This is a genomic window from Cryobacterium sp. Y29 (genome assembly GCF_002929825.1).
In the GTDB taxonomy this organism is placed as follows: Bacteria; Actinomycetota; Actinomycetes; order Actinomycetales; family Microbacteriaceae; genus Cryobacterium.
The window spans coordinates 92,518-118,489 of the sequence record NZ_PJJN01000034.1 but is presented as its reverse complement, the minus strand read 5'-3'; the positions used below and the strand labels follow the sequence as shown (position 1 = coordinate 118,489).

The following is a 25,972-nucleotide window of genomic DNA, read 5'->3' as shown; positions in this document are numbered from 1 at the left end:
TTTTCGCGAGGCCGTGGTCGACCTCGCCGCCATTCGCCACAACATGGCCCACCTGCGCGCTGTCGCAGGCGCCGCGCACGCCATGGCGGTCGTCAAAGCCAACGCCTACGGTCATGGTGCCGTGCCGGTGGCGCGTGCTGCCCTCGCGGGCGGGGCCGACTGGCTCGGCGTCGCCGACATCGACGAGGCTTTGGTCCTGCGTGACGCCGGAATCGATGCACCGATTCTCGCCTGGCTGCACGACCCCGACGCCGATTTCAGCGCTGCGATCGACGACGACGTCACGCTCGGGCTCTCCTCAGCGCAACAGGTGCAACAGGTAGCGGATGCCGCGGCGGAACTCGGCCAGAGCGCATCCGTTCATCTGAAACTGGAAACCGGCCTCAACCGGAACGGCGTGCACGAGAACGACTGGGCCGAGGTCTTCGCGCTCGCCGCTGCGCTCGAAAAGGTCGGGCTGCTGCGCGTCGACGGTGTCATGAGCCACCTCGCCAATGCGTCGGCGTTCGACGACCAGCAGGCGCTCGAATGCTTCGAACGCGGCGTCGCCGCCGCTCGCGCGGCCGGGCTGACCCCCACGCTCGTGCATCTTGCATCGTCCGCAGCGGCACTGCGGCTGCCGGCCGCTCGCTTCACCATGGTGCGATTCGGCATCACCATCTACGGGTTGTCGCCCTTCGACGATGCAACTTCAGCCGATCTCGGCTTGATTCCGGCCATGACCCTGCGCGGCCGGGTGGCCCTCGTGCGACGGGTCAGTGCCGGCGCCGGAGTCTCGTACGACTATCTGTGGCGCGCACCGCAGGATTCCACGCTCGTGCTCGTGCCGCTCGGCTATGCCGACGGCGTTCCCCGGCAGGCCTCGGGGGCAGCGCTCGTGCACATTCACAGCGCGAACTACCCGCTGGTCGGACGGGTGGCGATGGACCAGTTCGTCGTGAACCTCGGCTCCGAAAACCCGGGCGTAGCTGTCGGCGACGAGGTCGTACTGTTTGGCGACCCGGCCACGGGCGCGCCGAGTGCCACCGACTGGGCCGACGCCGCCGGCACGATCAACTACGAGATCGTCACGCGAATCGGGCCCCGGGTGACGCGGCGACACATCAATGACTGAGCTGCACCGCACGATTGCGAATGCGGCGGCGATGCACCGGTTCGGAGTGGATCTCGCCGGTACCCTGCTGGCCGGTGACCTCATCGTGCTCACCGGACCGCTTGGGGCGGGCAAGACCACGCTGACGCGTGGCCTCGGCGAGGGGCTGCAGGTGCGTGGAGCCGTGACCAGCCCTACTTTCGTGCTCGCTCGCACGCACCCGAGTCTCGTGGGCGGGCCGCCGTTCGTGCACGTCGACGCGTACCGCCTCGGCAGCGCCATGGAACTCGACGACCTCGATATCGACTTCGTCCGCTCGATCGTCGTGGTCGAGTGGGGACGCGGTCTGCTCGATGGCATCACCGAATCCTGGCTGGACATCGAGATCGAGCGGCCGCAGGGCCGTGCGGAGGCTGCCCGTGAAGCGGATGCCGCGGCATCCGCTCTCGACACCGTTATCGATCTCGATCACGACGTCGACGAACCGCGCACCCTGACGCTCACGGGTCGCGGCCCGCGCTGGGAGCGGCTGGCCGATGTCTGTCTGGGCTGACCCGACTCTGTCGGCTCGGTGAATGACCCGATCATCGCGGGTATCGGCGCGCGTTCCGGCGCCGGAGCGAGCGCCTGGACTGGTGGAATTCCTGACGCGGGGCTGGACCTACTTCAACAACGCGACGTCCGACACGAGTTCGATGTGCGCGAGCATCCGCGCCGCTGCCTCGTCGGCATCCTGCGAGCGGATGGCCGCCGCGATGGCCCGGTGCGACGCCAGCGACTGCTCCGGTCGCCCGGGCTGGCCGAGCGACTCCAGGCGTGTCTCGAGAATCATCTCGGCGATGAACGTCATCAGCTGCCCCAGAACCGCCGAGTGCGCGGCCTGGGTTACGGCCTGATGGAACAACTCATCGCCGTGGGCACCCTTGTGGCCGTCGGCGATTTCCTCGGCCATCGCGGTGAGGGCCGCATCGATGGCCGTGAGGTCGGCATCGGTGCGCTGGAGCGCTGCGAGGGAGGCGAGCTTGATCTCCAGCGTGCTGCGCGCCTCCACAATCTCCGGGAGTCGGTTTTGGTGCGCCTGCAGTCCCTTGATGACGGTGGCGATGCTGGGCCGGTAGACCAGCACGACGCCGGTGCCGTGACGAACGTTGATGACGCCGAGTACTTCGAGGGCAACGAGTGCCTGCGCCAGCGTGGGCCGGGACACGCCGAGGCGTTCGGCCAAATCACGTTCACTCGGCAGGAGATCTCCTGGGCCTAGTTGGGCGGATTCGATGTAGCCGAGCAGCTGCTCGACCAACTGCTCGTAGAGCCTGGGCCGGGACACCCGGCCGAGCTGCTCTGGCAGGGATTTCGAAATCATCCGTTGGGGGGGTCATCGTGAGTCCTCGCATCCTTCTTTTACCCCGACAGCGTATCGGAACCCGCACCAAGTTACCTATTGCGCCAGTGGGCTGTCCACTGCCGCGCTGCCTCGAGCGGTCACGCATTCAGGCCGTCGGTCGCGCGAGCTCCTGACCGTGCTGGATGAGGGCATCCGTTGCGCCCAGGGCGGCGGAGATCTCTCGGGCCACGAGTTGCACGCGGCGCCCCAGCTCGTGCATTCGATCGTCGCTCATGCGCACGCTGGGTACCGACAGACCGAGCGCACCGATGACGCTCCCGCTGTGGTCGAAAATGGGAGCGGCAACGGAGCTGATGCCCAGTGTGCGTTCCGCCTTGGACTCGGCCCAGCCGCGATTGCGAGTTCTGTCGAGTTCGATCCGCAGCTGTACCGGGTCGGTGATCTGTTGCGGGGCGACGCGCGCCAGGGGGCGCTCCAGCTGGGCCAACTGACGATCCCACGGCATCGCCGACAGAATCGCCTTTCCGGGCGCGCCCAGCGGCAGTGGGATCGGTACGCCGATCTCGGTATACCGTCGATGCAGCTCCTGATGACTCTCAACCTGGTCGATGACGGCACGGTCCTCGGAGGCCAGCAGCGAGTGCAGCGCCACGGTTTCGTTCACTTCGTCGCGCAGATTCGTCATGAACGGCAGGGCCACTTCATGAAATGTCGTGGCCAGGGCTCCGCTTTGAGCGAGTTGTACGAGCAGGGGGCCGAGGCCGTATCGCCGGCCCGAGGTGGACCGCACGAGTTGGTTGGCCAGCATCGCCGTGAGTATTCGGTGGGCGGTGCTGGTGGACAGGCCCGTCAGGTGGGCTATCTCGGTGATTCCCAAATGGGGATGCTGGGAGTCGAAGCACCGGAGGATGGCGACTGCCCGGTCGATCGACTGGACTCCGCTGCGCGGTGCCGCGCCCTCGAGCGCGTCGTTGTGTTCACTCATCGCGATTCCTTGACTTCTCTCTGGGACGACCCTATGGTCAAACACATCATATATCCCGAAATGTAGTTATCTATCCCACTATGTAGGAAAGGAGCAACATGCGTCCCTTGGATGGATTTCGTGTTCTCGACTTGACCAGATTTCTCTCCGGTCCGTATTGCACGATGGTGTTGGCTGAGCTCGGTGCCGACGTTATCAAAATTGAACAGCCGCACACCGGAAGCGACGAGCGACGTTTCGAGCCGAAGATCAATGGAGAGAGCTATCCGGGCGCGATGCCCAACCGTAGCAAGCGGAGCATCTCCCTGGACCTGAAGAGTGCCGAAGGGCATGACATCTTCATGCGGCTCGTGGACGACGCCGACCTGGTCATCGAGAATTTTCGCCCGGGGGTCGCCAAGCGACTTGGAATCGACTACGACGCGGTGCGGGCCATTCGCGACGACATCCTGTATTGCTCCATCAGCGGTTTCGGCCAGACCGGCCCCTATAAACACCGGCCGGGCTTCGACATCATGGCCCAGGGAATCAGCGGTTTTCTGCGCATGACGGGTGAGCCCGGTGGAAAGCCGGCGAAGATCGGCATCGCCATCAACGATGTTGCCGCCGGGATGACCGCGGTGTACTCGATTATGGGGGCGCAGATGGTGCGCGAGAAGACCGGCGAAGGGCAATACATGGATATCTCCATCGTCGAGGCCGGGCTGGCCTGGACCGTCTGGGAGTCCGGTGCCTTCTTCGGCTCGGGCGAAGTGCCCCAGGCCACGGGAACCCGTCATCGTCGGTCGACGCCGTATCAGGCCTACCGCACCTCAGACGGTTACGTCACGATCGGGGCCCCCAACGACCGCTTGTGGGAGATGCTGGTTGTGGATGCCTTCGATCGCGCGGCCTGGCTGACCGATCCCCGGTTCGAGACGCTCCCCGATCGCATGAAGAACATCGACGAACTCGAGCGTGAGATTGAGATCATCACGATGACCAAAACCACAGCGGAGTGGATAGCGATCATCGACCTCGCCGGAGTGCCGTGCGGTCCGGCCCTGACCTACGACCAGACCATGAACGATCCGCAGATTCTGGATCGGGAAATGATCGTCGAAATCGAGCACCCGATCATCGGCCCGATGAAGATGCTCGCGCCGCCGGTCAAGTTTTCGACGATGGACTACACCATTCGCAAGGCGCCGCCGTGGCTCGGCCAGCACACGGCCGAGGTGCTGCGCGAAGCCGGACTCAGCGACAACGAGGTCGACAAAATGTTTGCTGATGGTGTCGCTTTTGACGCACACCCAGAATTGGAAAGGCACTAAACCATGTCTGAAGACCTCCTCATCGAGCGGGCGGGCGCAATCGCCACCCTCGTTCTCAATCGGCCGCAGAGCCACAATGCGATCAACATGGCGATGTACACGGAATTGCCGGCGCTCATCTCGGCCCTCGACGATGATCCGACCGTCAAAGTTGTCATTGTGCGTGGTGCCGGCGAGAAGTCATTCGCGTCCGGCGCGGACATCAGCGAGTTTCAGGAACACCGCTCCAATGCGGCCAAGGCGAAAAACTATAACGAGCGCGTCGCCGCTGCCGAACACGCCATTGAATCGTTGCAGAAGCCCACGATCGCCATGATCCACGGCTATTGCATCGGTGGCGGTGCCGGATTGGCGCTGGCGTGCGACATGCGGTTTGCCGATACCCGCGCGAAATTTGCCATTACGCCCGGAAAACTGGGCCTCGTCTACAGCCTCGAGTCGACCAAACGCGTTGTCGATCTCGCCGGGCCGTCCCGTGCGAATTGGATTCTCACCTCCGGACTGCAAATACCCGCTGAGCGCGCCCTCGCTCTCGGCCTGTTCGACGAATTGTGCGAGCAGGGGGACCTCGAAAAGTACACCTACGAGTTTGCCGAAACGGTTGCCTCCCGAGCCCAATTCAGCGTGCGCACCGGCAAAGCCATGGTGCGCCGCGTCGTGACCGGCCAGGTGGCCGACGATGCGGCCACCATTGACATGCGCAACTCCTCGTTCGATACCGACGACTTTGCCGAAGGCGTGCGGGCCTTCATCGCCAAGCGGCCCCCACTGTTCACGTGGTCGTGATCGCGAACGGCGTGGCCTTTTCGTCCGCGCTGGAGCGTGCCGAATTCGCGGCAGCGGATTCGACCCAGGAATTCGGCAATTTCTTTCTCTCCCGGTTCCTCGATCTGCGCATCAGCTACGACGAGTTCGCCCAAACCTGCACCGTCGCGTTGCCCTACGCGCCGCACCTGTGCAACCCGCAGGGTTCCATGCACGGCGGCATCATCGCGACGGCCCTGGACGTCTCCATGGGTCATCTGTGTGAGCACTTCCTCTCCACAGCCATGACACTGGAGATGCAGGTTCGTTACTTTCGGCCGCTGAAGGGGGACGGTCGATGTATCGGCACCGTGCTGCGGGCCGGGCGCCGAATCGTGCACCTGGAGTCGCGCCTGTTCGACGAGGACGACCGTCTGGTCGCCTTCGCGGTCGGTTCCTGGCATCGCCTCGACGCCCTCTAGTAACCGCACAGAAGTTCTACCCGCACCACCGTTCTACCTGTACCTCACTCAATGAAGAGAAGAGAATCACATGCGCAAGAAAATGAAGCTGATCGTGGCCCTGTCAGTACTGGGCCTCGTCGTTCCGCTCGCTGGCTGCAGCGAAACGGGCGGCAACGCCACCGAAGAGGATGCCGCCAGCTACCCCTCAGAGGAACTCGACTGGACGATCGCATTCGGGCCCGGCGGCGGCAACGACATCATGGCTCGCACCCTGGTTAGCATCATCCAGCAGTACGAGATGTATCCGGAGAACATCCGACTGGAAAACCGGGAAGGTGGTGGTGGCGCCACCGGCTGGGGCTACCTGCTCAACAACTCCGGAAGCGGATACGACATCTCCACCACTTCCGGATCATTCATCACAACGCCGATGCAGGCGGACACCGGGTGGACCTACGAAGATTTCACGCCGGTGGGCCTGTTCAGCAGTGACGACGCGATCTTCACGCTCAACGGTGACAACCCCATTAATACCTGGGAGGAATGGGTCGACTACGCCCAGGGTGAGAAATCCGTCGTCGTCGGTGGCATTGGACCTCTCAACGTCGACTTTATTTTGCATGCCCTGCTGGCCGAGGCTGGGGGATACGAGATCGAGTACGTGCCCTTCAACGATGAGGGCCAGCTCAATACGGCCCTCCTCTCGCACGCTTTGGACGCCTCGGTGAACAACACCGGGAGCATCCTCGGACAGTTCGAAGCCGGCGCGATGAAGCCCCTGCTGTACACCGGTATCAGCCGCCTGGACGTGTTGCCCGATGTGCCGACCGGCGAAGAGCTGGGCATCACCGGCCTGCCCTCGATGCCCAGGGGAATGATTCTGGCTCCGGATGCTCCGAAGGTGGCCCAGGACTGGTGGATCGCCACCATGAAAGAGGTCGTCGCGACCCCGGAGTGGAAGGAATACCTCGACTCCAACTACCTCACGGAGAACATCGCCTGGGGCGACGATTTCTTCGACCAGGTGAAGTCCACCTCGGAGAACTTCGAAACCGTTCTCTCGGACGTCGGCGCGCTGTGAGCTCGGCCGTAGCGGCACACCGCACGATATTCCCGGGTGTCGGGCATGCCGGCTGGAGCCGGCGCCCGTCGGCCAAGACCGCGTTCCTCGGGGTCGTACTCGTTTTGTTCATCGGATACACCGAAATGGCGTTTCGGATGGACTGGGTCACGCAGGCGGGACGCATCGGCCCCGGCTTCTTCCCCCGGGTCGTGGGCGGACTGATCATCGCGATCACGCTCATCGCTCTGGTGCAGAGTATGCGGGTGGCCTCCGAGGAATCGGGAGCCGCTGATCTGGAAGAGGACGTCGGAGAAGCCGATTTGGGCCACCATCCGCTGGTCATGACCTTCACGGTCGTTGCCGCTGGCAGCTTCATTCTTGTGCTGCTGTCCCTCGGTGCGATCGTGGCCGGTGCGCTCTTTCTGTTCGGCATGCTGTGGTTCCTCAACCGTGGTCGCTGGGTAGCGAACATTGTGATCAGCGTCGCCACGCCCCTCGCCCTGTACCTGATTCTGCAGACCGGGCTGAACGCGGGCTTGCCGGCCGGCATCATCCCGGCCTTCTGATCTCGATCCGTCGATTCTCCTAGAGGAATAGCCATGGATATTTTCAACAACCTCGCGCAGGGGATCGTCACGATCCTCACCGTGCAGAACGTGCTCTTACTGTTGGCCGGGGTCACCCTCGGCATGATCATCGGGGTCATGCCGGGGCTCGGTCCAACGGCAGGAATCGCGATCCTGCTGCCGGTGACTTTCGGCATGGAACCGACGGGCGCCATAATCATGCTCGCCGCGGTGTACTACGGGTCAATGTATGGCGGCACCATCACCTCGGTGCTGATCAACACTCCCGGTGAATCGGCCACGGTGGCCAGTACCTTTGATGGGTATCCGCTGGCCCGGCAGGGCCGAGCCGGCCCCGCGCTGGTCATGGCTGCGATCGCATCCTTTATCGCCGGCACCATCGGAGTCATCCTCCTGAGCGCCTTCGCGCCGCTGGTCGCATCGATTGCTCGTACCTTCGGTCCCCCGGAGTTATTCCTGATCGTGGTGGTCGGTTTGCTCACGCTCATCATGATCATCGGTAAAAACCGAATTCTCGGCATTCTGTCGGCACTTATCGGGTTTGCCCTGGCTACGGTCGGCATCGACATCGGGGTCGGCGAGCAGCGCTACACCTTCGGGTCCAGCGAGCTGATCAGCGGAATCGACTTTGTACCGGTGGCGATCGGGCTCTTCGGTGTGGGGGAGATCCTCTACTCGCTCTGGCGCGGAGCCCACAAGGAGCACCTCGATTTCGGCAAGATTTCGATCAAGGGCAAGGGTTTCTGGCCCACCAGGTCCGACTTCAAGGAGTCGAACGGTGCCATGGTGCGCGGATCCTTCCTGGGCTTCTTCACCGGGCTTGCCCCCGGTGCGGGTGCGACGGTCGCGTCGCTCATGTCGTACAGTCTGGAAAAATCGATCTCGAAGAAGCCGGAACGATTCGGCAAGGGCGCCATGGCCGGCCTTGCCGGACCGGAGGCCGCAAACAATGGTGCGTCGGCCGGTGCCATGGTTCCGCTTCTGACCCTGGGCATCCCCGGTTCGGCAGCGACGGCCGTGCTGCTGGCCGCCTTTCTCATGTGGGGGCTGCAGCCGGGCCCGCTGCTCATGGAACAGAATCCAGATTTCGCCTGGGGGCTCATCGCGAGCATGTACCTCGGAAACGTGGCACTGCTGATCATCAACATCTTCATGATTCCCACGTTTGCCAATGTTGCCCGGGTTCCCTTTCGCATTCTGGCTCCCATCATTATCGTGATCTGCGTGCTCGGTACCTTCGCCGTGCACAGCAGCATGGTCGAGGTTGGAATCATGCTGGCCTGTGGCGTACTCGGCTTCTTCATGCGTCGCTACGGCTTCTCGCCGGCCGCGCTCGTTATCGCGCTCGTGCTCGGTCCGCTGGCGGAGGAGTCGCTTCGCCAAACGATGATTATCTCTGGCGGCAACCTCGGCATCTTCGTCGAGCGTTCGGCCTCGATGTGGATTCTCGCCGTGATGGTCGCACTTATCGCGCTTCCCTTTATGAGCCGTCGAATTACCCGTCTGGCCGCGATGGCGGTCACTGAGGTCGGGCGTCGGCGTCGCGGAACGCCGGTGGAACCCTCGCCAGAGACCCAGGATTCGCTGGATTCGCCGGATTCGTCTGGCCAGAAGAAGGACGTAAGCTCGCCCAACTGACGCCACCACGACCGGAGACTAACCAATGCGTCACTTGCCCTGGGCGCTGTTCCAGCACGCCATGCTCGTACAGTTCATCGCGTTTATTGTGCGGCCAACGGCGGCCTATCGCGCCCTGGAAATGGGCGTTCCGGTCACCTGGCTGGGACTCATCGCCGCGAGTTCGGCAATCGTGCCGTTGTTCATCGCCGTGTTTGTGGGCAGGATCACCGACCTCCGCGGTGAACGGCTCGTGCTTTCCGTCGGCGCAGTGCTTTTCGTCGGATCCGCGGCCGGGCTCGTGTTCTACACCCCGACGCTGACGCTGCTGCTGGTGTGGAACGTGTTGCTCGGCCTGGGGCACCTGCTCTCGGCGGTGGGCCAACAGAGTCGAGTCGCCAAAACCGATGCGAAAAACCTCGACTCGGCCTTCGGCTACTACACGGTTGCGGGAACGCTGGGACAGGCTGTTGGACCGGGGGTCATCGCGCTCGTCGGCGGCGACAACATTCTGCCGCCGACCGCGACGCTGTTCTTCATCGCCTTCGTGGCAGCAGTGCTGCTGCTCATACCGACCGCCTTCTTAGCCCATCGGCAGCCGCGGGGGGCCACGGCCACACCGAGGCCGACCACGTCGCTGAGAGAAGCACTGCGGGCTCCGAAAGAGACCCGGCGACGCATGCTGGGAGCAATGCTGGTCAGCATGATGGTGCTGGCCGCCATCGATCTGCTCTCCGTCTACCTGCCGGCCCTCGGTGTCGAACGTCAGATTTCCGCCAGCGTCATCGGAGTTCTGCTCATGGTGCGGGCCGTGGCCACCATCGTGTCGCGGTTCTTCCTCAGCGCCCTGGTCACGCGATTTGGCCGGGACCGGCTTGTATTCGGATCGACGGCCGTGTCCGCCATTGCGGTGGCGATGCTTGTGCTGCCCCTCGACGTCTGGCTGCTCGGCGCCGCGCTGATGCTGGCCGGGTTGGGGCTGGGGATCGGCCAGCCGCTGACCATGTCCGTGATTGCACTCACCGCGCCGGCGGGAACGCGCGGCACCTGGCTTGCCTTGCGTCTCAGCGCCAATCGGTTCGGGCAATCTGCCGTGCCAGCGGCCGTCGGACTGGTTGCCGCCTCCTGGGGGGTGCCAGGGGTGTTCGCCGCGACATCGGTGGGGTTGGCCATCGTGGCGGGGACCAGCGGACGCATGAGCCGACGGCACGGCCGGTAAGCCACGGGAAAAGTGGACTGTTCAGTTTGGCTCCGTGCCTTGACGTGCGACCCGGGGCTGCTACAGAGGTGGACTGGTGAGTTATTCACCTTGCTACCGCGGCGATGCGGACTGTGAGTCTTCACGCCAGACAGGAGACACCACATGCAGCCACGTCCCGCTCCCGCCGGCACGTCAGCCCTCGACGGGCTCGTCGTGCTGGACCTCACCGCATCCTGTCCGGCCCCTTCGCCACGATGACGCTCGGCGACCTCGTGACCGACGTGATCAAGATCGAGCAGCCGGGAACCGGTGACGACACCCGGCAGTGGGGCCCGCCCTCGCAGGGTGGCGAAGCCGCTTATTTTCTGTCGATCAATCGTAATAAGCGCAGCTTTGCCGTGGACCTCAAATCGCCGGAGGGTCTGGCCACGGTCCTGGCCCTGGCGCGCACGGCCGATATCGTCGTCGAAAACTTTCGCCCGGGCACGGCCAGCCGACTGGGCGTCGGCTATGTTGACTTGGTGCGCAACAACCCCGGCCTCATCTATGCCTCGATCAGCGGATACGGGCAGACCGGGCCAGACGCCCACCGCGCAGGTTATGACGCGATCGCCCAGGCTCGCAGCGGCATCATGAGTGTGACCGGCGAAGCGGATGGCCCGCCCGTTCGAGTGGGTGTGAGCAGCGCCGACCTCGTCGCCGGCATGTGGGCGACCATCGGCATTCTGGCGGCCCTGCACGAAAAAACGCGTACCGGGCGGGGGCAGTGGGTCGACATCAGTCTGCTGGATGGTTCGGTGGCGTGGCTGACCTATGTGGCCGGGGGCTATTTCGCCAGCGGAGACGTTCCGCGGCGTTACGGTTCGGCGCATCCCACTATCGCCCCCTACCAGGCGTTCGCCTCGGCCGATGGGTTGTCATGGTTGCCGTCGGTAACGACCGATTGTGGACCCGGTTGAGCGCGGCGGTGGAATGCCCGGGACTGGCCGAGGATCCACGGTTCTGCAGCAACCCCTGCGGGTGGAAAATCGCGAGGAGCTCATCTTCATTCTGGAACCGCTTCTGGCTGCACGCAGCACCGCCGAATGGGTGCGGCTGCTCGATCTGGCCGGCGTGCCGGTCGGTCCGATCCAGTCGGTCGACGAGGCTCTGGTCGATCCCCAGGTCGTCGCTCGGGGCATGGTGACCGAGGTGCAGCATCCGTCGATCGGTGCTCTTGCCCAAATCAATTGTCCGATTCGGCTGACCCGCACTCCGGTCGCCGTACGGACCGCTCCGCCGCTACTCGGACAACACACCGATGACGTGCTGCTGGGTGCCGGCTTCAGTGCCGAGAGAATCCAGTCGTTACGAGAGACCGGTGCGGTTGCATGACCCGCACACGTGAAGAGATAGTGACGCTGTCCGAAAACGGCACGGTGGCCACGATCAGCATCGGAACGGGGGCGCGATTCAACGCCCTCGGGATCGATGGCTGGCGGGAGCTGGAAGTGGTGGCCAGATCGCTCGCGCTGCGACCGGAACTGCGCGCCGTCGTCGTGCGCGGAAACGGGCCCATGTTCTGCGCCGGCAACGACCTGCGGGAGTGGGAGGCGGCATCCGCTGACGACGTCAGTGTGAGCTTCGCCGCGATTGAAGCAGCGTTGCAGGCGGTGGAGGATCTGCCGATGCCGACGGTAGCCGTCGTGGAGGGCACGGCGCCGGCGGCGGCTGCCAGCTGGCCCTGTGCTGTGATCTGCAGCTGGTCAGCAGCACGGCCAGGCTGGGCATGCCGATTGCGCGCCTGGGGATTCTGGCGCCCGCGTCATTCGCCAACCGACTGTCACTGCGCGTGGGGCCGTCCCGCGCCAAGGCTGTGCTTTTCGACACCCAGCTGCTGACCGCGCAGCGAGCCGAGCGGCTCGGCCTGGTCACGACCCTCGTTGCTGACCACGCCATTGATGCAGCACTCGCCGAACTGCTGGCCGCGTGGGGCGCCGTCTCAGCCGCATCCCTGCGCGCGGCCAAGGCCGCCGTCGACCTCGGATTGCGGCCGGTAGCGGAGCCGGCGCGTCGAGCGCCGATGGGCCTCGCCTCCGACCCCGAGGAATTCAGCCGACGGGTGAGCTCTTTTCTGCACCACACGCCCTAAGCAAGGTCTCGAGGTCGGCCAGGCTCGCGGCTTCCTGACCGGGAACCGGGCCGGTCGGGTCGAGCTCGTGGCCGGGCCGACGCAGGCGAATCACCCGGATGCCGGATTCCAGTGCTCCGCGCACGTCCCGGGCCGAGCTGGCGACGTGCACCAGGGCAGAACACGCGTCTCTCGCCCGCTCGTAGATGGCCGGATAGGGCTTGTAGACGCCGAGCCGTTCCGAGGTGAAGACGTGCTCCGGCTCGAAGAACCGCGCCGCTCGCGTGCGGGCGAACACGGCCGTGTCCACGTTGTTCCAGACCCAGACCAATTTTCATTGCTGATCTCTTGAGCCTGGCGAGAAGACTCGGGAGCACTATGACTCGAGTGTCCGCAACGCCGCGGAATCAAAAGTGAGTAACTGATTAGTCCACTTTGTCTTACCCACGTTATGGTGACAAGTCAAACGGATGCCATGGCCGTGTCTGTTACCCGCGGCCGAATTTTTGAACGCCCGATGCCTGAGCCATAATCAAACGAACCGAATATTTTGCACCTCCGCTGCTTTGGCGAGTCAGAACGAAAGGACACTTCCTCTGATGCAAGCGATTCTGGTTGAACAGGGGATCGACGGACCACAACTGATGCTGCGTGAACGCGCCGTACCGGTACCAGGGCCTCGAGACGTGCGCATCCTCGTGCACGCGGCATCGGTGAATCGGGCAGACCTGGCCCAACGCTCCGGAACCCATGAGCCGGGGGTACCGGGAACCCCGCCGCCGGTGGTCGGACTCGACGCGGCCGGCGAGGTGGTCGAGATCGGTTCCGACGTCACCTCGCTGCGGGTTGGCGATCGCGTCATGACCATCGTCGGCGGGGGGCTCAGCGAGCACATCATCGTCGATGCCGACCTGCCCATTCCGATTCCCGACGCGTGGAGTTACGCCGAGGGGGCCGCGGCGGTTCTCGGCCTCCTGACCGAACACAATGCACTGCGCACCCACGGTCGGTTGCAGCCCGGTGAGACCGTGCTGGTTCATGCCGCAGCGTCCTCTGTCGGCTTGCAGTGTGTTCAGCTGGCGAAATACCTCGGCGCCGGGCTCGTGATCGGTACCACCCGTTCGGAGAGTATGACCACGCTGATCCGTTCGGTCGGGGCCGACCAGGTGATCGTCGTCGGCGATGACGGCTTCGCCGACCGGGTGCTGGCGTTGACCGATGGGCACGGTGCCGACGTCATCGTCGACCATGTCGGCGGACCATGCCTGGCCGACAACATCCGCTCGGCCGCCATCGCGGGCCGCATCATCGGGGTGGGGCGACTCGGCGGCAGCGTGGGCACTCTCGATCTGGAAATGCTCGCGTACAAGCGACTCGCCCTGTACGGGGTCACCTTTCGCACCCGCTCCACGCCAGACAAAATCGACCTCGTCACCGCACTGCGTGCTGACGTCGACCTCGACGCAGTGGCTCTTCGACCGCTCATCGACCGAATCATGCCGTGGACCGAGGCCGACGCGGCCCAGGCTCTGATGCGCACCAACTCCTCCCTCGGCAAGATTGTGCTCGCCGTCGGCGACGCGGCCGCCGAGAATTCGAACACTGGAAAATCTCACTAAATGACTCTTCTTGAAGGCGCGATCATTCTGGTCGCCGGCATTGCCGCTGGCATCATCAACGTGGTCGCCGGCGCGGGGACCCTGATCACTTTTCCTACACTGCTAGCCCTGGGCGTCCCGCCGATCACCGCGAACGTGTCGAACACCGTTGGTCTGGTTCCCGGGTCGGTCGCAGGTGCCTACGGTTACCGGCGGGAACTCAAGTCACAGTGGCGACCGGTGGCCTGGATGGCCGTGTTTTCGGCTGTCGGTGGGGTGACCGGCGGTTTGCTGCTGCTGATCCTGCCGGAGGAGGCCTTCTCGGTGGTCGTTCCGTTCCTCCTACTGTTGGCCGCCATGCTCTCGGCGGTGCAGCCCAAAGTGGCACGGTACGTTCGGCGCAAAGCGCCCGAAGGCACCACCACCGACACCCGCCCGATCACGTTCGGTTTGGTACTCGGCATTCTCGGTACGGGTGTGTACGGTGGATATTTTGGAGCGGCCCAGGGCGTGGTGCTCCTTGCCCTGTTGGGAATCCTCTGGTCCACCGATATGCACCGGGCAAACGGAGCCAAGAACGTTCTGGCCGGCATGGCCAACCTCGTGTCGGCGATCATTTTCATCTCGAGCGGAACCGTGGACTGGGTGATCGCTCTGTTGATCGGCGTGGGGTCAGCCTTCGGCGGCTGGATCGGCGCCCGCATCGGTCGGCGTCTCTCGGCCCCGGTGTTGCGCACGATCCTCGTCGTCGTTGCACTAACGGCCGCCACCGTGCTCTTTCTGACCTGATCACACCAGCGCCCGGCGCGCAAAACGCTTGCCCCATCAAAGCTAGGCTGAACGGGTGCTACTCGCCATTGATACCTCTGCTGGCACGAGCGTTGCCGTCGTCGACCTCACCCGGGGTGTGATCGCCGAACGCGGTGAGGCCGACACGATGCGCCACGCCGAAATCGTCGGCCCGTTCATTCTCGAGTGTCTGCGGGAAGCGGATATCGCGCCCGCTGCACTTTCCGGCGTGGTCGGCGGCATGGGCCCCGGCCCGTTCACCGGCCTACGCGTCGGCATCGCCTCGGCCCGTGTCTTCGCCCTCGGCGCCGGCAAACCGCTCGTACCGGTCATCAGCCACGATGCCATCGCCTACGGCCACTACCGCCGTGGACACAGCGGCCCGCTCGTCGTCGTGACCGACGCCCGCCGCCGCGAAATCTACTGGAGCGCCTATTCCCAAGCGGATGCCGTGGGTCTGCCAGTACGCGTCGGGGTGCCCGGCCTCGCCAAACCGGCCGAACTCGACGACCCGACCTGGTTGCACGCGCTGTGGCCCCGAATCGACGCCGCCACGGTGGCGGCTGGAGATCTCGGACTGGTGGCCGAGCTGAGCTTCGCCCACCACCGCCCTTTCGCGGCCAATGCGCCGCTGTACTTGCGCTCACCCGATGTCACGTTGTCGAACGGTCCCAAGCGGGTCAGCCGATGACCTGGCAGCTGCGGCGCGCGCACGAAGCCGACCTGGTTGCCATCATGCACCTCGAGACGACCATTTTTGAGAACGATGCCTGGTCGGCGCCCATGATGCTGCGCGATCTTGGAGACCCGGCCTGCTACTACCTCGTGGCTTTCTCGCCGGATTCCCCGGGCACGATCGAAGCCTATGCCGGACTGCTCGCTCCCCGTGGCGCCACAGAAGGCGACATCCAGACCATCGCCGTCGCCGACTCGGCCCGCGGACACGGACTCGGCCGTGCACTCATGGAGGCGCTCATCAGCGAAGCTCGCAAACGCGGCGCCCGGCTGATCTTTCTCGAGGTTCGCGCCGATAATCCGGGTGCTCAGCGCCTGTACGAGCGCCTCGGATTCCTTGACGTGGGGGTGCGCCGCGGTTATTACCAGCCAGACAATATCGACGCTATCGTCATGCGCCTGAATATTCCCGAATTGGAATCAATGCTAGTAGCCGTGGAGTTCCCATGACGATTATGAACCGCACCGATCCCCTCGTGCTCGGCATCGAGACCTCCTGCGACGAAACCGGCATCGGCATCGTGCGCGGAACCACCCTGCTGTCCAATACCATCGCGAGCTCGATGGACGAGCACGCCCGCTATGGCGGCGTCGTGCCTGAGATCGCGGCCCGCGCGCACCTCGATGAACTGGTGCCGGCCATCAACGCGGCCATCGCGGAGGCCGGCATCCGCCTGCACGATCTTGATGCCATCGCCGTCACCTGCGGGCCCGGACTCTCCGGCGCCCTGATGGTCGGTGTCGGCGCTGCGAAGGCGCTCGCCGTTGCGCTTGATAAGCCGATCTACGCGGTCAACCACTTGGTTGGCCACGTCGGGGCCGACCTGCTGCATCGTTCCATTCCTACCAGCAGGACCGACACCAGCGACGCAGTCCCGCTCGAGTACCCGACGATCGCGCTGCTGGTCTCCGGCGGGCATACCTCGCTGCTGCTGGTGCGCGACCTGGTCAGCGACGTCGAACTGCTCGGCGAGACCATCGATGATGCCGCTGGCGAAGCCTTCGACAAGGTGGCCCGGCTGCTCTCGCTGCCCTACCCCGGCGGACCGCAGATCGACCGAGTCGCCGCTGACGGCAACCCGAAGGCCATTCGCTTTCCGCGCGGTCTCAGCCAGCCCAAGGACATGGCCGCGCACCGCTACGATTTCTCCTTTTCGGGGCTGAAAACCTCGGTCGCCCGCTTCGTGGAACAGCGTCAGGATGCCGGCGAACCGGTGCCCACGGCCGACGTTGCGGCGAGTTTTCGCGAGGCGGTCGTCGACATTCTGCTCACCAAGGCTCTCGCCGCCTGCGCCGACTACGGCGTGCCTCGGCTGCTGCTCGGCGGCGGTGTCATCGCTAACCAGCGGCTGCGCCAAATAGCCACCGAAAGAACGGATGCCGCCGGCATCGCCTTGCGCATCCCGCCTCTCTCTCTGTGCACCGACAACGGCGCCATGATTGCAGCCCTGGGCGCGCAGCTCATCATGGCCGGAAGTGAACCTTCAACGCTGGAATTCGGCGCCGACTCTACCCTGCCGGTCGACCAGATTCAGGTCTGATCTGCCCCGGAAGTCACCGACTCGCAGGCTCACGCGATATTCTGGTCGAGCGACCCTGAACTTTTAGCACAGAGGAGACCGCAGATGTCTGATCCCACCCAGCCCCCCGCCAATCCGACGAGCAACGGCCCGACGAGTAGCGCCCCGACCGGTAGTGACCCGACCGGTAGTGACCCGACCGGTAGTGACCCGACGAGCTCCAGACCGAGCGGTGCCAGCGTGCCCCCCGCTGACGAAACTCCGGCCGCTCCGGCCTACCCGGCGGCGCCAAGCTACCCGGCAACGGGAGGTCAGGAAGCGCCGGGATATGGCCAGGCTCCGGGTTACGGCCAGCCAGCCGCGTATGGCCAGCCGCCGGCCTATGGCCAGAATCCGTACGGCCAGCAAAACCCGCAGGACAAGTACAACGTTCTGTCGATCATCTCGCTCGTTACCTCGATCCTCCTCGTCTCGGTCGTCGGCATCGTCACCGGCCACATCGCCCTGAGCCAGATCAAGAAAACCGGCGAAAAGGGACGCGGGCTTGCTCTCTGGGGAACCATCCTCGGCTACGCCGGACTGCTCGGCGGCACCATTTTCACCATTATCACGATCGCTTTCGTGATTGCCGCAGCCTCCACGGGCGCGGGCTATTACAGATAGCGACGCAGCATTGGCCCCGTCCGGGGCCGCTCGGCACGTTTCGACCGACTACGGGTTGATCCCAGCGTTTCGTTGCTCGCGGTTCGCGGCCAGAGGACACCCATGACGACACCCCACCAGCACGATGACGCCTCGGCGCAGCTGGGCTATACGCGTGCTCCCGCGCCGCCGGGCAGCCAGCTCGACTGGGCGTCCACCGTGACCGCTCCCACCGAGTTCGTGCCGTACATCTACACCGAAGCGGAGGTGGAGCGCATCACCGGCCGCCGCCGGCTCTCGATCGCCGCCATGGGTTGTGGCCTGGCCGGGATCGGCTTGGGAGTGATCGGTGTGTTCGGTCTGCCGCCAGCGCTCATCGCGATCACCCTCGCGCTGATCGCGCGCACCACCGAGAACCGGGCGCGCACTCTCTGGCTCAGTGGTCTCGTCAGTGGTCTCGTTGGCGTTCTTCTCGCGGCCGGATGGGTCGTCATTATCAGTCAGACCGTGCTGCCCCTGCTCTAGGGCGGTCCGTACCGAACTTTGGACATTCGCTCGAAAACGCGTACCCGCCGAGAACTGTCGCAGTTGGGCAGCAAGCTCGCCAGCTAGCGCACGCGCTCCACGAGCAGCGCAACGCGATGCCCGGCCGCCCGCGTCAGAATCAAGGTCGCCGACTCGGGCCCCTTGAGCTTGAGTCGGGTGCGCAACGTCGCCGGATCCACGTCGACGCCGCGTTTTTTGATTTCGAGGGTACCGATCCGTCGCTGAAGCAGCGCCAAACGCAGCTTCTTTTCGTCGAAGGGCAGAGTCTCGAGCACCCGGAACGCACTCGCGAATGGTGTTGGAGTGAGCCTGTCGTTGGTCAGGTAGGCGATGCCCTCGCTCACCATATGCGCGTCCAGCGAGCGGGCCAGATCACCGATCAGCCGCGCCCGAATCACCGCGCCATCGGGTTCATATACGTAATTTCCCAGGCTGCCCGCTTCGACGTCTGCACTGTCTTCGGGGGCAGTCAGTTCGTGCGTGCCGTCGGGAGTCAAGAGCAGAGCCGATCGACGGATGCCGGTGCGCGCGAGTGCGCCAAACCACAGCCCCATTTCCACCAGCTGGCCATCCACCGACACCCACTGGGCCTCGGCGTCGACGGGAATCAGGTCGCGGTCGTGACCGGGGCCGAGCTTCATCCCGAGCGGCAAGCGGCTGGCCAGGAGATACGCGAAGTCGAGTGAGGGGGAGTAGTCCTCGGAGCGGGTCAGCCGCGTCGTGTTGCTGTGTCCACTCGTGCGGCGGGCCGGGTCGAGCCAGACCGCGTCGACATCGCTGAGGTCGAACGTCTCCGCGTCGGCCTGCAGGGCAGAAGCGTTGGGAAACGGTGCGAGGTTGAAGCTCGCGACGGTCGCCGTGACCTCGTCGGCGTCGATGGCGACGACCGAAACGTCCAGGGCGGCGAGAGCCATAGCGTCGCCGCCGATGCCGCAGCCGAGGTCGGCGACCCGCGGCGGGTGGCCCAGGGCTGTGCTGAGCCCGGCGAACCGACCGGCGTGCAGTGCGGCGACCCGCAATCGTGTCGCCTGCTCCAGGCCAGCCTCCGTGAACAGCATCCGCTCGGCGAATTCACCAAACTTGACGGTGGCCTTCGCCCGAAGCCGGGACTGGTTGAGCACGGCCGACACGACGTCGGATGGGTGTCCGGCCTTGCGCAGATCGCTCACGAGCTTCAGCACGTCGCCGTGGCTGTCATACGGCGGTAGGGAGTCCAGCAGTCGCAAACTCGCGGGGGAAAGCAGCTCAACGAGTTCGGTTCGATCCATGCTGCAAGGTTAGCAAAATGACCCCCCATCTGGCACTCACGTTGCGTGAGTGCCAGAACCCCCCTAAACTTCACTTGGCACTCTCGCTGGGAGTCTGCTAACCCAAATCTTAGAAAGAGGTCAACCGTGTCGGTCTCCATCAAGCCGCTCGAGGATCGCATCGTCATCAAGCAGGTCGACGCCGAGCAGACCACCGCATCAGGTCTGGTCATTCCTGACACCGCGAAGGAAAAGCCCCAGGAGGGCGAAGTTGTTGCAGTCGGCCCCGGCCGCATTGACGACAACGGCAACCGCGTCCCCCTCGACATCGCCGTCGGCGACAAGGTGATCTACTCCAAGTACGGTGGAACCGAGGTCAAGTTCGGTGGCGATGACCTGCTGGTTCTCTCCGCTCGCGACGTGCTCGCCGTCGTCGTACGCTAGGTAGTTCTCTTCGCTCCTAGTCTCTAGACTGAAGCTCCCGAATAGCATTGCTGTTCGGGAGTTTTTGTTTGTGTACTTTTGTTCCGCAGGAGAAGACCATGACGGATGCTGCCGCATCGGACCGCACGACAGCTCATTCCACGTACCGTACCGGCCTCATCTTCGGTGGTCTCTCCTACGCCCTCTGGGGTATGCTGCCGCTCTACTTTCTACTGCTCGCGCCCTCCGGCGCGTTTGAAATCGTGGCCTGGCGGGTGCTGTTTTCGCTCGTCTTCTGCGCTCTGATCATCACGGTCACCCGCACCTGGACGGTGCTCGGGCGGGCACTGCGGCAGCGGCGCCTGGTGTGGACCATGGGCCTGGCCGGGGTCTTCATTTTCATCAACTGGCAGACCTACGTGATCGCCGCGACCACCGGACACGTCGTCGAAGCGGCCTTGGGCTACTTCATCAATCCGATCGTGACCGTGTTGCTCGGCGTTTTCGTGCTGCGGGAAAATTTGCGCCGGCTGCAGTGGGTGGCCATTGTCGTCAGCTGTCTCGCCGTCGTCGTTCTCGCCGTCGGATACGGTTCCCTGCCGTGGATCTCGCTCATTCTCGCATTTTCCTTCGGGCTGTACGGTCTGATCAAAAAGAGCGTCGGTCCGAGCGTGGATGCCGTCACCGGCCTCACCCTGGAGACCGCGTGGCTGGCTCCGGTCGCCGTCGTGCAACTCGTTGTCGTCTCGGGACTCTCCGGAATCACCTTCGGCACGGTGTCGCCCTGGCACACCGCCAGCCTGCTCGCGGCCGGGATCATCACTGCGGTGCCGCTGCTGCTGTTCGCCGCGGCCGCGCGGCGGCTGCCGCTGACCGTGCTCGGGCTCATTCAATTCGTGGCGCCGGTGCTCCAGTTCCTCGTGGGCGTGTTCATTCTGAACGAGGCAATGCCGTTCGAACGCTGGGTCGGCTTCGGTCTGGTCTGGGTGGCCCTGATCATTTTGACGGTTGACATGGTGGCTTCCGGTCGCAGTCCCCGGCGCAGCATCCGTGAAGTCGCCTAGCCCCAAAGAACGGGCCGGCCAGCCGATACGTTGAACCGTCAGCTCGCACGCGTCAGCCCAGTTCAGTTCAGTACTTGAGGATCCACATGCCCCATCGCCCCACGATCGCCGTATTTTTTCTGCTTGCCCTGGCCCTGACCGGCTGTGCTGCTGCGCCGACGGCCACGTCGACCACGTCGACCACGTCGACCACGATCCCAACTCCGGTCGTCAGCACTAGCCCGACCGGCGACGGCACGCTGAGCATCGGCACGCTGTTTCCCATGACCGGTGAAAATGCCGCGAGCGGCGCGGCCCAGGTAGCCGGCACCGAAATCGCCGTGCGCGACATCCTCGCCGACCAGACCACTCCCACCCATCCCGTGCAGCTCATCCACCGCAACTCCGACGGCGACCTCGCCGCCGCCTACGCCGACCTCACGGCGCGCGGCGTCGACCTGGTGCTGTGGGACGCAACGACAGCACTGCCAGAGGATGTTGACAGTTTTGCTGGCAACACCGCCATCGTGGCCCTCATCGACTTTGCCAACGGGGGAACCGCGCTTGCCGCCGACGAGGAGTTCACTGCCCGGCTGAAGACCGCCGACCCAGGGCTGACGGCCACGGCTGGCGGTGCGGAAGCCTATGACGGGGTCACCACGGCAGCCCTGGCCTTCGTCATCACCGCGGACGATGGTGGCGCCTCGCTCGAAGCGGGCTGGCCCCGGGTGGTTTCGGGAACCGCCGTGTGCGCGTCCTGGGGAGAGTGTGTTTTTGCCCTGACGCAGAACCAGATCATCGATTATCAAGGGATGACCGGCCGCCGTTCGTAACGATTTGGTCGCTTTACCAAGTTCTCCCATGAAGGGGTAGGTTTCCGGGCCTTTGATTGCTTACTCTGACACCACGGCAGTCAATCGGCTGACCAGTCTTACCCCCTTTATCAATCAAGGAGCAACATGAGCGTTTTCGCGAAGGCCTCGGCCTCCCGCTCAGTTCATACCCTCGTTACCGGTGTCGCCCTCATCGGCGTGAGCGCCCTCTTGCTCACCGGCTGCAGCAATGGTGCTGCTACGGCGCCCGCGGAATCAGCAGCTCCCACTGCGGATTCTGCTGCAGACTTCCAGCCGGTCAAGGCTGGTGATCGTGATCTCTCCCTGAAGATCGGCACTATCCTCCCGCAGAGTGGTGGACTGGCCTTCCTCGGCCCGCCCGAAGAAGCAGGCGTTCAGCTCGCTATCAACGACATCAACGCGGCTGGCCTCGGCATCAACATCGATGCGATCTTCCGCGACTCGGGCGACACCACGACCGACACCGCCACCGTCTCCGTGACCGACCTGCTGTCCCAGGACGTCTCGGCCATCGTTGGTGCAGCCTCATCGGGTGTGTCCAAGACCGTGATCGACCAAATCACCGGTGCCGGTGTCGTGCAGTTCTCCCCGGCCAACACCTCGGACGCATTCACCACGTACGCCGATAACGGTCTGTACTGGCGTACGGCGCCCTCCGATGTACTGCAGGGTGAAGTGCTGGGCAACCTGATTGCCGACGATGGAAACGCCACCCTTGGCCTGATCGTGCTGAACGATGCCTACGGAACCGGTCTGGCCAAGTACGTCAGTGATGCATTCACCGCCGGCGGCGGCGAGGTCGTCGCGACTGCCTTGTTCAACGAAGGCGACCCGAACTTCACCGCTCAGATCGCCGAAGTCACGGCTCAGGATCCCGACGCGATTGCCCTGATCACGTTCGACCAGGCCAAGGTCATCGTTCCCGACCTGGTCGCCTCGGGCTTCGCGGGCGACAAGCTGTACCTCGTCGACGGAAACGTCTCCGACTACAGCGCCGACTTCGCGGCCGGCCTCATCGAAGGTGCCCAAGGCACGTTGCCAGGCCTCGATACCGCATCGCTCGGTGACTTCACCAAGCGCCTGCTCGAAATCGACCCGCAGCTGACCGACTTCAGCTATGCTGCCGAGTCGTATGACGCTGTCGTTCTGATCGCCCTGGCCGCCTACGCGGGCCAGGACGTGACGGGTAAGTCGATTGCGAGCTATCTGCGTCAGGTCTCCGGCGGAACCGGCGATGGCACCAAGGTCACCGACTTCAAGGCCGCTGCTGCAGCGCTCAAGGCCGGTGAGCAAGTCGACTATGACGGCTTCTCTGGTCCGATCACGTTTGATGAGAACGGCGACCCCACCGGTGCAACCATCGGCATCTACAAGTTCGATGCAGAAAACAAGTACTCCCGCACCAACTAGCTCGACTGCCTGACCTGAAGGGCCCCGGGTTCTGCCGGGGCCCTTCTCCATGCGCGCGGGCGTCACCATGCCAGTACGAGACATATGCCAGAATTTCTGCCAAGAACCCTCGCCAGGCTATGAGAAACAGGCCCTAGACCGGCTCTTCCGACGTCCGGGCGGCGGTGACGCTTGCGCCGGCCGCTTCTTCTTCGCGCTGCTCGTGGTGCGGCGCCGTTCCGGAGAGCCGCAGCGTCGCCAGGAAGCCGAGTACGTGAAACCCGGCCGCGGCGAAGGCCGAGTACCGGGTACCGTCGCTGAAGGCCTCCCGCGCGGCATCCGCCACAGCCGGGCTCTGCGCCTCGAGAGCCGGAATTGCGGAGCCGGCACTGTTCACGACCGCGTCGACGATCTGGGTCTGGGTCTGGGCCGGTAAGCCCGGCACGGAGGACAACTTCGCGTCGAGCGATGCGCCGACCGCGGTGAACAGCACCGTGCCGAGCACCGCGATTCCGAGCGCGGACCCGATCTGCCGGGCGGTGCTGGAGGTGCCGGAGCCCTGGCCGCTCTGCGCCACAGGGACGTCCTTGAGCACCACGCCGGTCAGTTGCGCGGTGGCCAGGCCGACGCCGATCCCGTAGACGAACAGGAACGGCACGACCGATAGCCAGGTGGCTTCCGCGGTGATGACGATGCCGAGCCCGGTGACACCGATGATTTCCGCGACGATGCCCAGGCGCACGATCGTCTCCGGCGAGGTCTTGTTGCCGAACGCGCCCGAGAGCCCGCTGGCCACGAACGATCCCACCGCGAGGGCGAGCAGCACGAAACCGGTCTGCAGGGCGTCATAGCCGAGCACGTTCTGCAACCAGAGCGGCAGCGAGAGGATGATGCCGAATTCGCCGAGCGACACGATCATGGCGGCGATGTTACCGTTGCGGAACGAGGGGATAGCGAACAGGGAGAAGGCGAGCAGGGTGGTCTGGCCGGCCCGCTGCCGGTAGCGCCCCCAGGAGACGAAGGCGATCCCGCAAACGATGGTGAGCAGGAAGACGAACGGGATAACCGACCATGAGTACGGCCAGGTCCAGTCGCCGACCGTCGGGGCGTTGTTGGTGAGCCACCAGCCGTAGGTGCGGCCCTCGATCAGCCCGAAGACGAGCGAGGCGCTGGTGATGACCGAGAGGATGGCGCCGACCACGTCGAGGCGTCGAGGCTCCCCGGCATCCCGGGATTCGACCACGTAGACCAGCACGCCGATGATGATGACGATGCCGAGGGGCACGTTGATGCCGAACGCCCAGCGCCAGGAGAAGTAGGTGGTGAGCCAGCCGCCGAGCAGCGGGCCGACGGCCACCATGCCACCGATGGTCGAGCCCCAGATCGCGAACGCGATGCCGCGGTCCCGGCCACGGAAGGTGGCGTTGATGATCGACAGGGTGGTCGGCAGCACCATCGCGCCGCCGACGCCCTGGATCAGCCGGGACAGGATCAGCAGGTCGCCCGACTGGGAGAACGCGGCGAAGACGGACGCCGTGGCGAAGACGATCACGCCGAGCACTAGGAGGCGGCGGCGCCCGAAGCGGTCGGCGAGCGTGCCGAACACGAGCAGGAGCGCGGCGAAGACGAGCGTGTAGCTCTCCTGCACCCACTGCACCTGGGTCGATGTGATGCCCAGGTCGTCCACGATCGAGGGGATGGCGACGTTGATGATCGTGGAGTCGACGATGATCAGGGCGACCGCGACGCTGATGAAGACGAGGCCGGCCCAGCGGCGGCGGGCCGAGGGGGCGGTGCTGGTCATGCGGGTACCAGTCCTCGCTTTGATGTGGGCGAGGAGCTTCGGATGCGAATGGTGATGGTGATGGTGAGAATGACAATCACCGCGACGAGGGCCGCGATCGCGGTCGGGGTCGAGAGAAGGGTTCCGGTGAGGCGGGCGACGGCGACCCAGGCGAGTCCCCAGCAGAGGGACGCGGAGGGGGCGAGCCGGCCACGCCCGGAGAAAGCGATCAGTACGCCGACCAGACCGGCCACCGCGATCACCCCGACTGCCCAGACATCCGCGCTGATGCCGAAGCCGCCGAAGCCGCTGGCGACGAGCACGGCCGTCACGTTCGCCGCGGTGGCGATGCTGACCCAGCCCAGGTACAGGCCGATCGTGCCGTCGGCGACGATCGTCTCGACCAGGTCCTTCGGCCGCGAGGCGACGGTGAGCTGGAACGCCCGGACAAGCACGGCCAGGAGCAGCACGATCACGGGGACGCTGAGTACGAGCAGATCGAATTGGATGCTGAGGATCCAGGCCGCGTTCAGGACCAGCGACGCGGCGACCGGGTAGCCAAGGGCGCGCTGCCGGGCATCCGTTGTCTGCGCCGGCAGGAACTGCCAGATGGCGTAGGCGATGAGGCCGAGGTAGATCAACGTCCAGATGCCAAATGCCGGGCCGGCGGGGGCGATCAAGGTCGCATCGGCGGCCAGGGCCCCGCCCGACGCGTTCTGGATCGGGGTTCCACCGGCGGCGCCCGAACCGATGAACGATCCCATGATGGCCAGGATCGCACTGGCCAGCACCACGGTCTGGCGCAGACGATCGCTGCTTAGTTTCATCTCAGTCTCCTACTAGTCAGCTAGCTGATTAGTTGACGCTAGCACTAGATTAGG

The 25,972-nt window shown here is 64.7% G+C and carries 28 protein-coding genes and 1 pseudogene; 23 read left to right on the top strand and 6 right to left on the bottom strand.

Features of this window, described 5'->3' with window-relative positions; all coding sequences use genetic code 11:
• Positions 1-43 precede the first annotated feature (43 nt).
• Positions 44-1,114: an alanine racemase gene (alr, locus tag CXY74_RS10820; protein WP_104200566.1), complete on the top strand. Its 1,071-nt coding sequence runs from the start codon at positions 44-46 to the stop codon at positions 1,112-1,114.
• Complete coding sequence (gene tsaE / locus CXY74_RS10815; RefSeq protein WP_199183208.1) at positions 1,107-1,646, top strand: tRNA (adenosine(37)-N6)-threonylcarbamoyltransferase complex ATPase subunit type 1 TsaE; 540 nt, start codon at positions 1,107-1,109, stop codon at positions 1,644-1,646. The genes alr and tsaE overlap by 8 nt, the downstream gene beginning before the upstream one ends.
• A gap of 108 nt (positions 1,647-1,754) precedes the next feature.
• Here tsaE and CXY74_RS10810 read toward each other — a convergent pair whose 3' ends face one another.
• Positions 1,755-2,456 carry a FadR/GntR family transcriptional regulator gene (locus CXY74_RS10810; RefSeq protein WP_104200442.1) on the bottom strand — a complete coding sequence of 234 codons (702 nt, stop codon included), beginning with the start codon at positions 2,454-2,456 and terminating at the stop codon, positions 1,755-1,757.
• Between the two features lie 127 nt (positions 2,457-2,583).
• Positions 2,584-3,423: an IclR family transcriptional regulator gene (locus CXY74_RS10805; RefSeq protein ID WP_104200441.1), complete on the bottom strand. Its 840-nt coding sequence runs from the start codon at positions 3,421-3,423 to the stop codon at positions 2,584-2,586.
• 98 nt (positions 3,424-3,521) lie between these two features.
• Between CXY74_RS10805 and CXY74_RS10800 the strand changes: the two genes are divergently transcribed.
• The 10 genes and pseudogenes from CXY74_RS10800 (at position 3,522) to CXY74_RS18390 (ending at position 12,543) form a co-directional block, all read left to right on the top strand.
• Positions 3,522-4,736 (top strand): CaiB/BaiF CoA-transferase family protein, encoded by a 1,215-nt coding sequence (locus tag CXY74_RS10800; protein WP_104200440.1) that lies wholly within the window; start codon positions 3,522-3,524, stop codon positions 4,734-4,736.
• 3 nt (positions 4,737-4,739) lie between these two features.
• Positions 4,740-5,522, top strand: a complete 783-nt coding sequence (locus tag CXY74_RS10795; protein ID WP_104200439.1) for an enoyl-CoA hydratase-related protein — start codon at positions 4,740-4,742, stop codon at positions 5,520-5,522.
• A complete protein-coding gene (locus CXY74_RS10790) occupies positions 5,513-5,962 on the top strand; it encodes a PaaI family thioesterase (protein WP_104200438.1) in 450 nt (149 codons plus the stop codon). Before CXY74_RS10795 ends, CXY74_RS10790 begins: the two co-directional genes overlap by 10 nt.
• Before the next feature lie 70 nt (positions 5,963-6,032).
• Positions 6,033-7,025 carry a tripartite tricarboxylate transporter substrate binding protein gene (locus tag CXY74_RS10785; RefSeq protein WP_104200437.1) on the top strand — a complete coding sequence of 331 codons (993 nt, stop codon included), beginning with the start codon at positions 6,033-6,035 and terminating at the stop codon, positions 7,023-7,025.
• The gene (locus CXY74_RS10780; protein WP_104200436.1) at positions 7,022-7,573 is read left to right on the top strand and encodes a tripartite tricarboxylate transporter TctB family protein; all 552 of its coding nucleotides are present in this window, start codon (positions 7,022-7,024) and stop codon (positions 7,571-7,573) included. Before CXY74_RS10785 ends, CXY74_RS10780 begins: the two co-directional genes overlap by 4 nt.
• Positions 7,574-7,606: 33 nt before the next feature.
• Complete coding sequence (locus tag CXY74_RS10775) at positions 7,607-9,232, top strand: tripartite tricarboxylate transporter permease (protein WP_104200435.1); 1,626 nt, start codon at positions 7,607-7,609, stop codon at positions 9,230-9,232.
• 25 nt (positions 9,233-9,257) lie between these two features.
• Entirely contained in the window at positions 9,258-10,430 is a 1,173-nt protein-coding gene (locus CXY74_RS10770) for an MFS transporter (RefSeq protein WP_104200434.1), read from the top strand.
• A 104-nt stretch (positions 10,431-10,534) separates the two neighbouring features.
• Positions 10,535-11,371: a CaiB/BaiF CoA-transferase family protein gene (locus tag CXY74_RS18230; protein WP_255409533.1), complete on the top strand. Its 837-nt coding sequence runs from the start codon at positions 10,535-10,537 to the stop codon at positions 11,369-11,371.
• 13 nt (positions 11,372-11,384) lie between these two features.
• On the top strand, positions 11,385-11,786 hold the full coding sequence (locus CXY74_RS18225) for a CoA transferase (RefSeq protein WP_255409532.1): 402 nt from the start codon (positions 11,385-11,387) through the stop codon (positions 11,784-11,786).
• A pseudogene (locus tag CXY74_RS18390) lies at positions 11,783-12,543 on the top strand (enoyl-CoA hydratase/isomerase family protein). The gene CXY74_RS18225 and the pseudogene CXY74_RS18390 overlap by 4 nt, the downstream one beginning before the upstream one ends.
• Here CXY74_RS18390 and CXY74_RS10750 read toward each other — a convergent pair.
• The gene (locus tag CXY74_RS10750; RefSeq protein WP_104200431.1) at positions 12,503-12,853 is read right to left on the bottom strand and encodes an HAD family hydrolase; all 351 of its coding nucleotides are present in this window, start codon (positions 12,851-12,853) and stop codon (positions 12,503-12,505) included. The pseudogene CXY74_RS18390 and the gene CXY74_RS10750 overlap by 41 nt on opposite strands.
• 268 nt (positions 12,854-13,121) lie before the next feature.
• Here CXY74_RS10750 and CXY74_RS10745 point away from each other — a divergent pair, with 268 nt between their 5' ends.
• The 7 genes from CXY74_RS10745 (at position 13,122) to CXY74_RS10715 (ending at position 18,331) form a co-directional block, all read left to right on the top strand.
• Positions 13,122-14,141 carry a zinc-binding dehydrogenase gene (locus tag CXY74_RS10745; protein WP_199183205.1) on the top strand — a complete coding sequence of 340 codons (1,020 nt, stop codon included), beginning with the start codon at positions 13,122-13,124 and terminating at the stop codon, positions 14,139-14,141.
• A complete protein-coding gene (locus CXY74_RS10740) occupies positions 14,142-14,909 on the top strand; it encodes a sulfite exporter TauE/SafE family protein (RefSeq protein WP_104200430.1) in 768 nt (255 codons plus the stop codon).
• Positions 14,910-14,964: 55 nt separating this feature from the next.
• A complete protein-coding gene (gene tsaB, locus CXY74_RS10735; protein WP_104200429.1) occupies positions 14,965-15,600 on the top strand; it encodes a tRNA (adenosine(37)-N6)-threonylcarbamoyltransferase complex dimerization subunit type 1 TsaB in 636 nt (211 codons plus the stop codon).
• On the top strand, positions 15,597-16,094 hold the full coding sequence (gene rimI / locus CXY74_RS10730; protein WP_104200428.1) for a ribosomal protein S18-alanine N-acetyltransferase: 498 nt from the start codon (positions 15,597-15,599) through the stop codon (positions 16,092-16,094). The genes tsaB and rimI overlap by 4 nt, the downstream gene beginning before the upstream one ends.
• A 5-nt stretch (positions 16,095-16,099) precedes the next feature.
• Complete coding sequence (gene tsaD / locus CXY74_RS10725) at positions 16,100-17,185, top strand: tRNA (adenosine(37)-N6)-threonylcarbamoyltransferase complex transferase subunit TsaD (RefSeq protein WP_104200563.1); 1,086 nt, start codon at positions 16,100-16,102, stop codon at positions 17,183-17,185.
• An 84-nt stretch (positions 17,186-17,269) separates the two neighbouring features.
• Positions 17,270-17,827, top strand: coding sequence for a DUF4190 domain-containing protein (locus tag CXY74_RS10720; protein WP_104200427.1), 558 nt, complete (start codon positions 17,270-17,272; stop codon positions 17,825-17,827).
• Between the two features lie 102 nt (positions 17,828-17,929).
• Entirely contained in the window at positions 17,930-18,331 is a 402-nt protein-coding gene (locus CXY74_RS10715; RefSeq protein ID WP_104200426.1) for a hypothetical protein, read from the top strand.
• 83 nt (positions 18,332-18,414) lie between these two features.
• Here CXY74_RS10715 and CXY74_RS10710 read toward each other — a convergent pair whose 3' ends face one another.
• Positions 18,415-19,620: a class I SAM-dependent methyltransferase gene (locus tag CXY74_RS10710; protein WP_104200425.1), complete on the bottom strand. Its 1,206-nt coding sequence runs from the start codon at positions 19,618-19,620 to the stop codon at positions 18,415-18,417.
• 126 nt (positions 19,621-19,746) lie between these two features.
• Between CXY74_RS10710 and groES the strand changes: the two genes are divergently transcribed.
• The 4 genes from groES to CXY74_RS10690 all read left to right on the top strand — a co-directional run bounded on the left by groES (position 19,747) and on the right by CXY74_RS10690 (position 23,329).
• Complete coding sequence (gene groES / locus CXY74_RS10705) at positions 19,747-20,043, top strand: co-chaperone GroES (RefSeq protein ID WP_092107311.1); 297 nt, start codon at positions 19,747-19,749, stop codon at positions 20,041-20,043.
• A 98-nt stretch (positions 20,044-20,141) separates the two neighbouring features.
• Positions 20,142-21,086 (top strand): EamA family transporter RarD, encoded by a 945-nt coding sequence (rarD, locus tag CXY74_RS10700; protein ID WP_104200424.1) that lies wholly within the window; start codon positions 20,142-20,144, stop codon positions 21,084-21,086.
• 86 nt (positions 21,087-21,172) lie between these two features.
• Entirely contained in the window at positions 21,173-21,898 is a 726-nt protein-coding gene (locus CXY74_RS10695) for an ABC transporter substrate-binding protein (RefSeq protein ID WP_104200423.1), read from the top strand.
• Between the two features lie 126 nt (positions 21,899-22,024).
• Positions 22,025-23,329 carry an ABC transporter substrate-binding protein gene (locus CXY74_RS10690; RefSeq protein ID WP_104200422.1) on the top strand — a complete coding sequence of 435 codons (1,305 nt, stop codon included), beginning with the start codon at positions 22,025-22,027 and terminating at the stop codon, positions 23,327-23,329.
• A gap of 133 nt (positions 23,330-23,462) precedes the next feature.
• Here CXY74_RS10690 and CXY74_RS10685 read toward each other — a convergent pair whose 3' ends face one another.
• Both CXY74_RS10685 and CXY74_RS10680 read right to left on the bottom strand, forming a co-directional pair.
• Complete coding sequence (locus CXY74_RS10685) at positions 23,463-25,112, bottom strand: MFS transporter (RefSeq protein WP_104200421.1); 1,650 nt, start codon at positions 25,110-25,112, stop codon at positions 23,463-23,465.
• Positions 25,109-25,918 (bottom strand): tryptophan-rich sensory protein, encoded by an 810-nt coding sequence (locus CXY74_RS10680; RefSeq protein ID WP_104200420.1) that lies wholly within the window; start codon positions 25,916-25,918, stop codon positions 25,109-25,111. The genes CXY74_RS10685 and CXY74_RS10680 overlap by 4 nt, the downstream gene beginning before the upstream one ends.
• Positions 25,919-25,972: the final 54 nt, after the last annotated feature.

Coding starts and splice junctions, on each gene's coding strand:
- CXY74_RS10745 (WP_199183205.1), top strand. CDS start 13,122: ATGCAAGCGATTCTGGTTGAACAGGGGATCGACGGACCACAACTGATG.
- CXY74_RS10810 (WP_104200442.1), bottom strand. CDS start 2,456: ATGATTTCGAAATCCCTGCCAGAGCAGCTCGGCCGGGTGTCCCGGCCC.
- CXY74_RS10785 (WP_104200437.1), top strand. CDS start 6,033: ATGCGCAAGAAAATGAAGCTGATCGTGGCCCTGTCAGTACTGGGCCTC.
- CXY74_RS10695 (WP_104200423.1), top strand. CDS start 21,173: ATGCCCCATCGCCCCACGATCGCCGTATTTTTTCTGCTTGCCCTGGCC.
- CXY74_RS18230 (WP_255409533.1), top strand. CDS start 10,535: ATGCGGACTGTGAGTCTTCACGCCAGACAGGAGACACCACATGCAGCC.
- CXY74_RS10690 (WP_104200422.1), top strand. CDS start 22,025: ATGAGCGTTTTCGCGAAGGCCTCGGCCTCCCGCTCAGTTCATACCCTC.
- tsaE (WP_199183208.1), top strand. CDS start 1,107: ATGACTGAGCTGCACCGCACGATTGCGAATGCGGCGGCGATGCACCGG.
- CXY74_RS10775 (WP_104200435.1), top strand. CDS start 7,607: ATGGATATTTTCAACAACCTCGCGCAGGGGATCGTCACGATCCTCACC.
- CXY74_RS10710 (WP_104200425.1), bottom strand. CDS start 19,620: ATGGATCGAACCGAACTCGTTGAGCTGCTTTCCCCCGCGAGTTTGCGA.
- CXY74_RS10800 (WP_104200440.1), top strand. CDS start 3,522: ATGCGTCCCTTGGATGGATTTCGTGTTCTCGACTTGACCAGATTTCTC.
- CXY74_RS18225 (WP_255409532.1), top strand. CDS start 11,385: ATGCCCGGGACTGGCCGAGGATCCACGGTTCTGCAGCAACCCCTGCGG.
- tsaD (WP_104200563.1), top strand. CDS start 16,100: ATGAACCGCACCGATCCCCTCGTGCTCGGCATCGAGACCTCCTGCGAC.
- CXY74_RS10740 (WP_104200430.1), top strand. CDS start 14,142: ATGACTCTTCTTGAAGGCGCGATCATTCTGGTCGCCGGCATTGCCGCT.
- CXY74_RS10770 (WP_104200434.1), top strand. CDS start 9,258: ATGCGTCACTTGCCCTGGGCGCTGTTCCAGCACGCCATGCTCGTACAG.
- CXY74_RS10680 (WP_104200420.1), bottom strand. CDS start 25,918: ATGAAACTAAGCAGCGATCGTCTGCGCCAGACCGTGGTGCTGGCCAGT.
- CXY74_RS10715 (WP_104200426.1), top strand. CDS start 17,930: ATGACGACACCCCACCAGCACGATGACGCCTCGGCGCAGCTGGGCTAT.
- CXY74_RS10795 (WP_104200439.1), top strand. CDS start 4,740: ATGTCTGAAGACCTCCTCATCGAGCGGGCGGGCGCAATCGCCACCCTC.
- rarD (WP_104200424.1), top strand. CDS start 20,142: ATGACGGATGCTGCCGCATCGGACCGCACGACAGCTCATTCCACGTAC.
- CXY74_RS10720 (WP_104200427.1), top strand. CDS start 17,270: ATGTCTGATCCCACCCAGCCCCCCGCCAATCCGACGAGCAACGGCCCG.
- alr (WP_104200566.1), top strand. CDS start 44: ATGGCCCACCTGCGCGCTGTCGCAGGCGCCGCGCACGCCATGGCGGTC.
- CXY74_RS10685 (WP_104200421.1), bottom strand. CDS start 25,112: ATGACCAGCACCGCCCCCTCGGCCCGCCGCCGCTGGGCCGGCCTCGTC.
- rimI (WP_104200428.1), top strand. CDS start 15,597: ATGACCTGGCAGCTGCGGCGCGCGCACGAAGCCGACCTGGTTGCCATC.
- CXY74_RS10805 (WP_104200441.1), bottom strand. CDS start 3,423: ATGAGTGAACACAACGACGCGCTCGAGGGCGCGGCACCGCGCAGCGGA.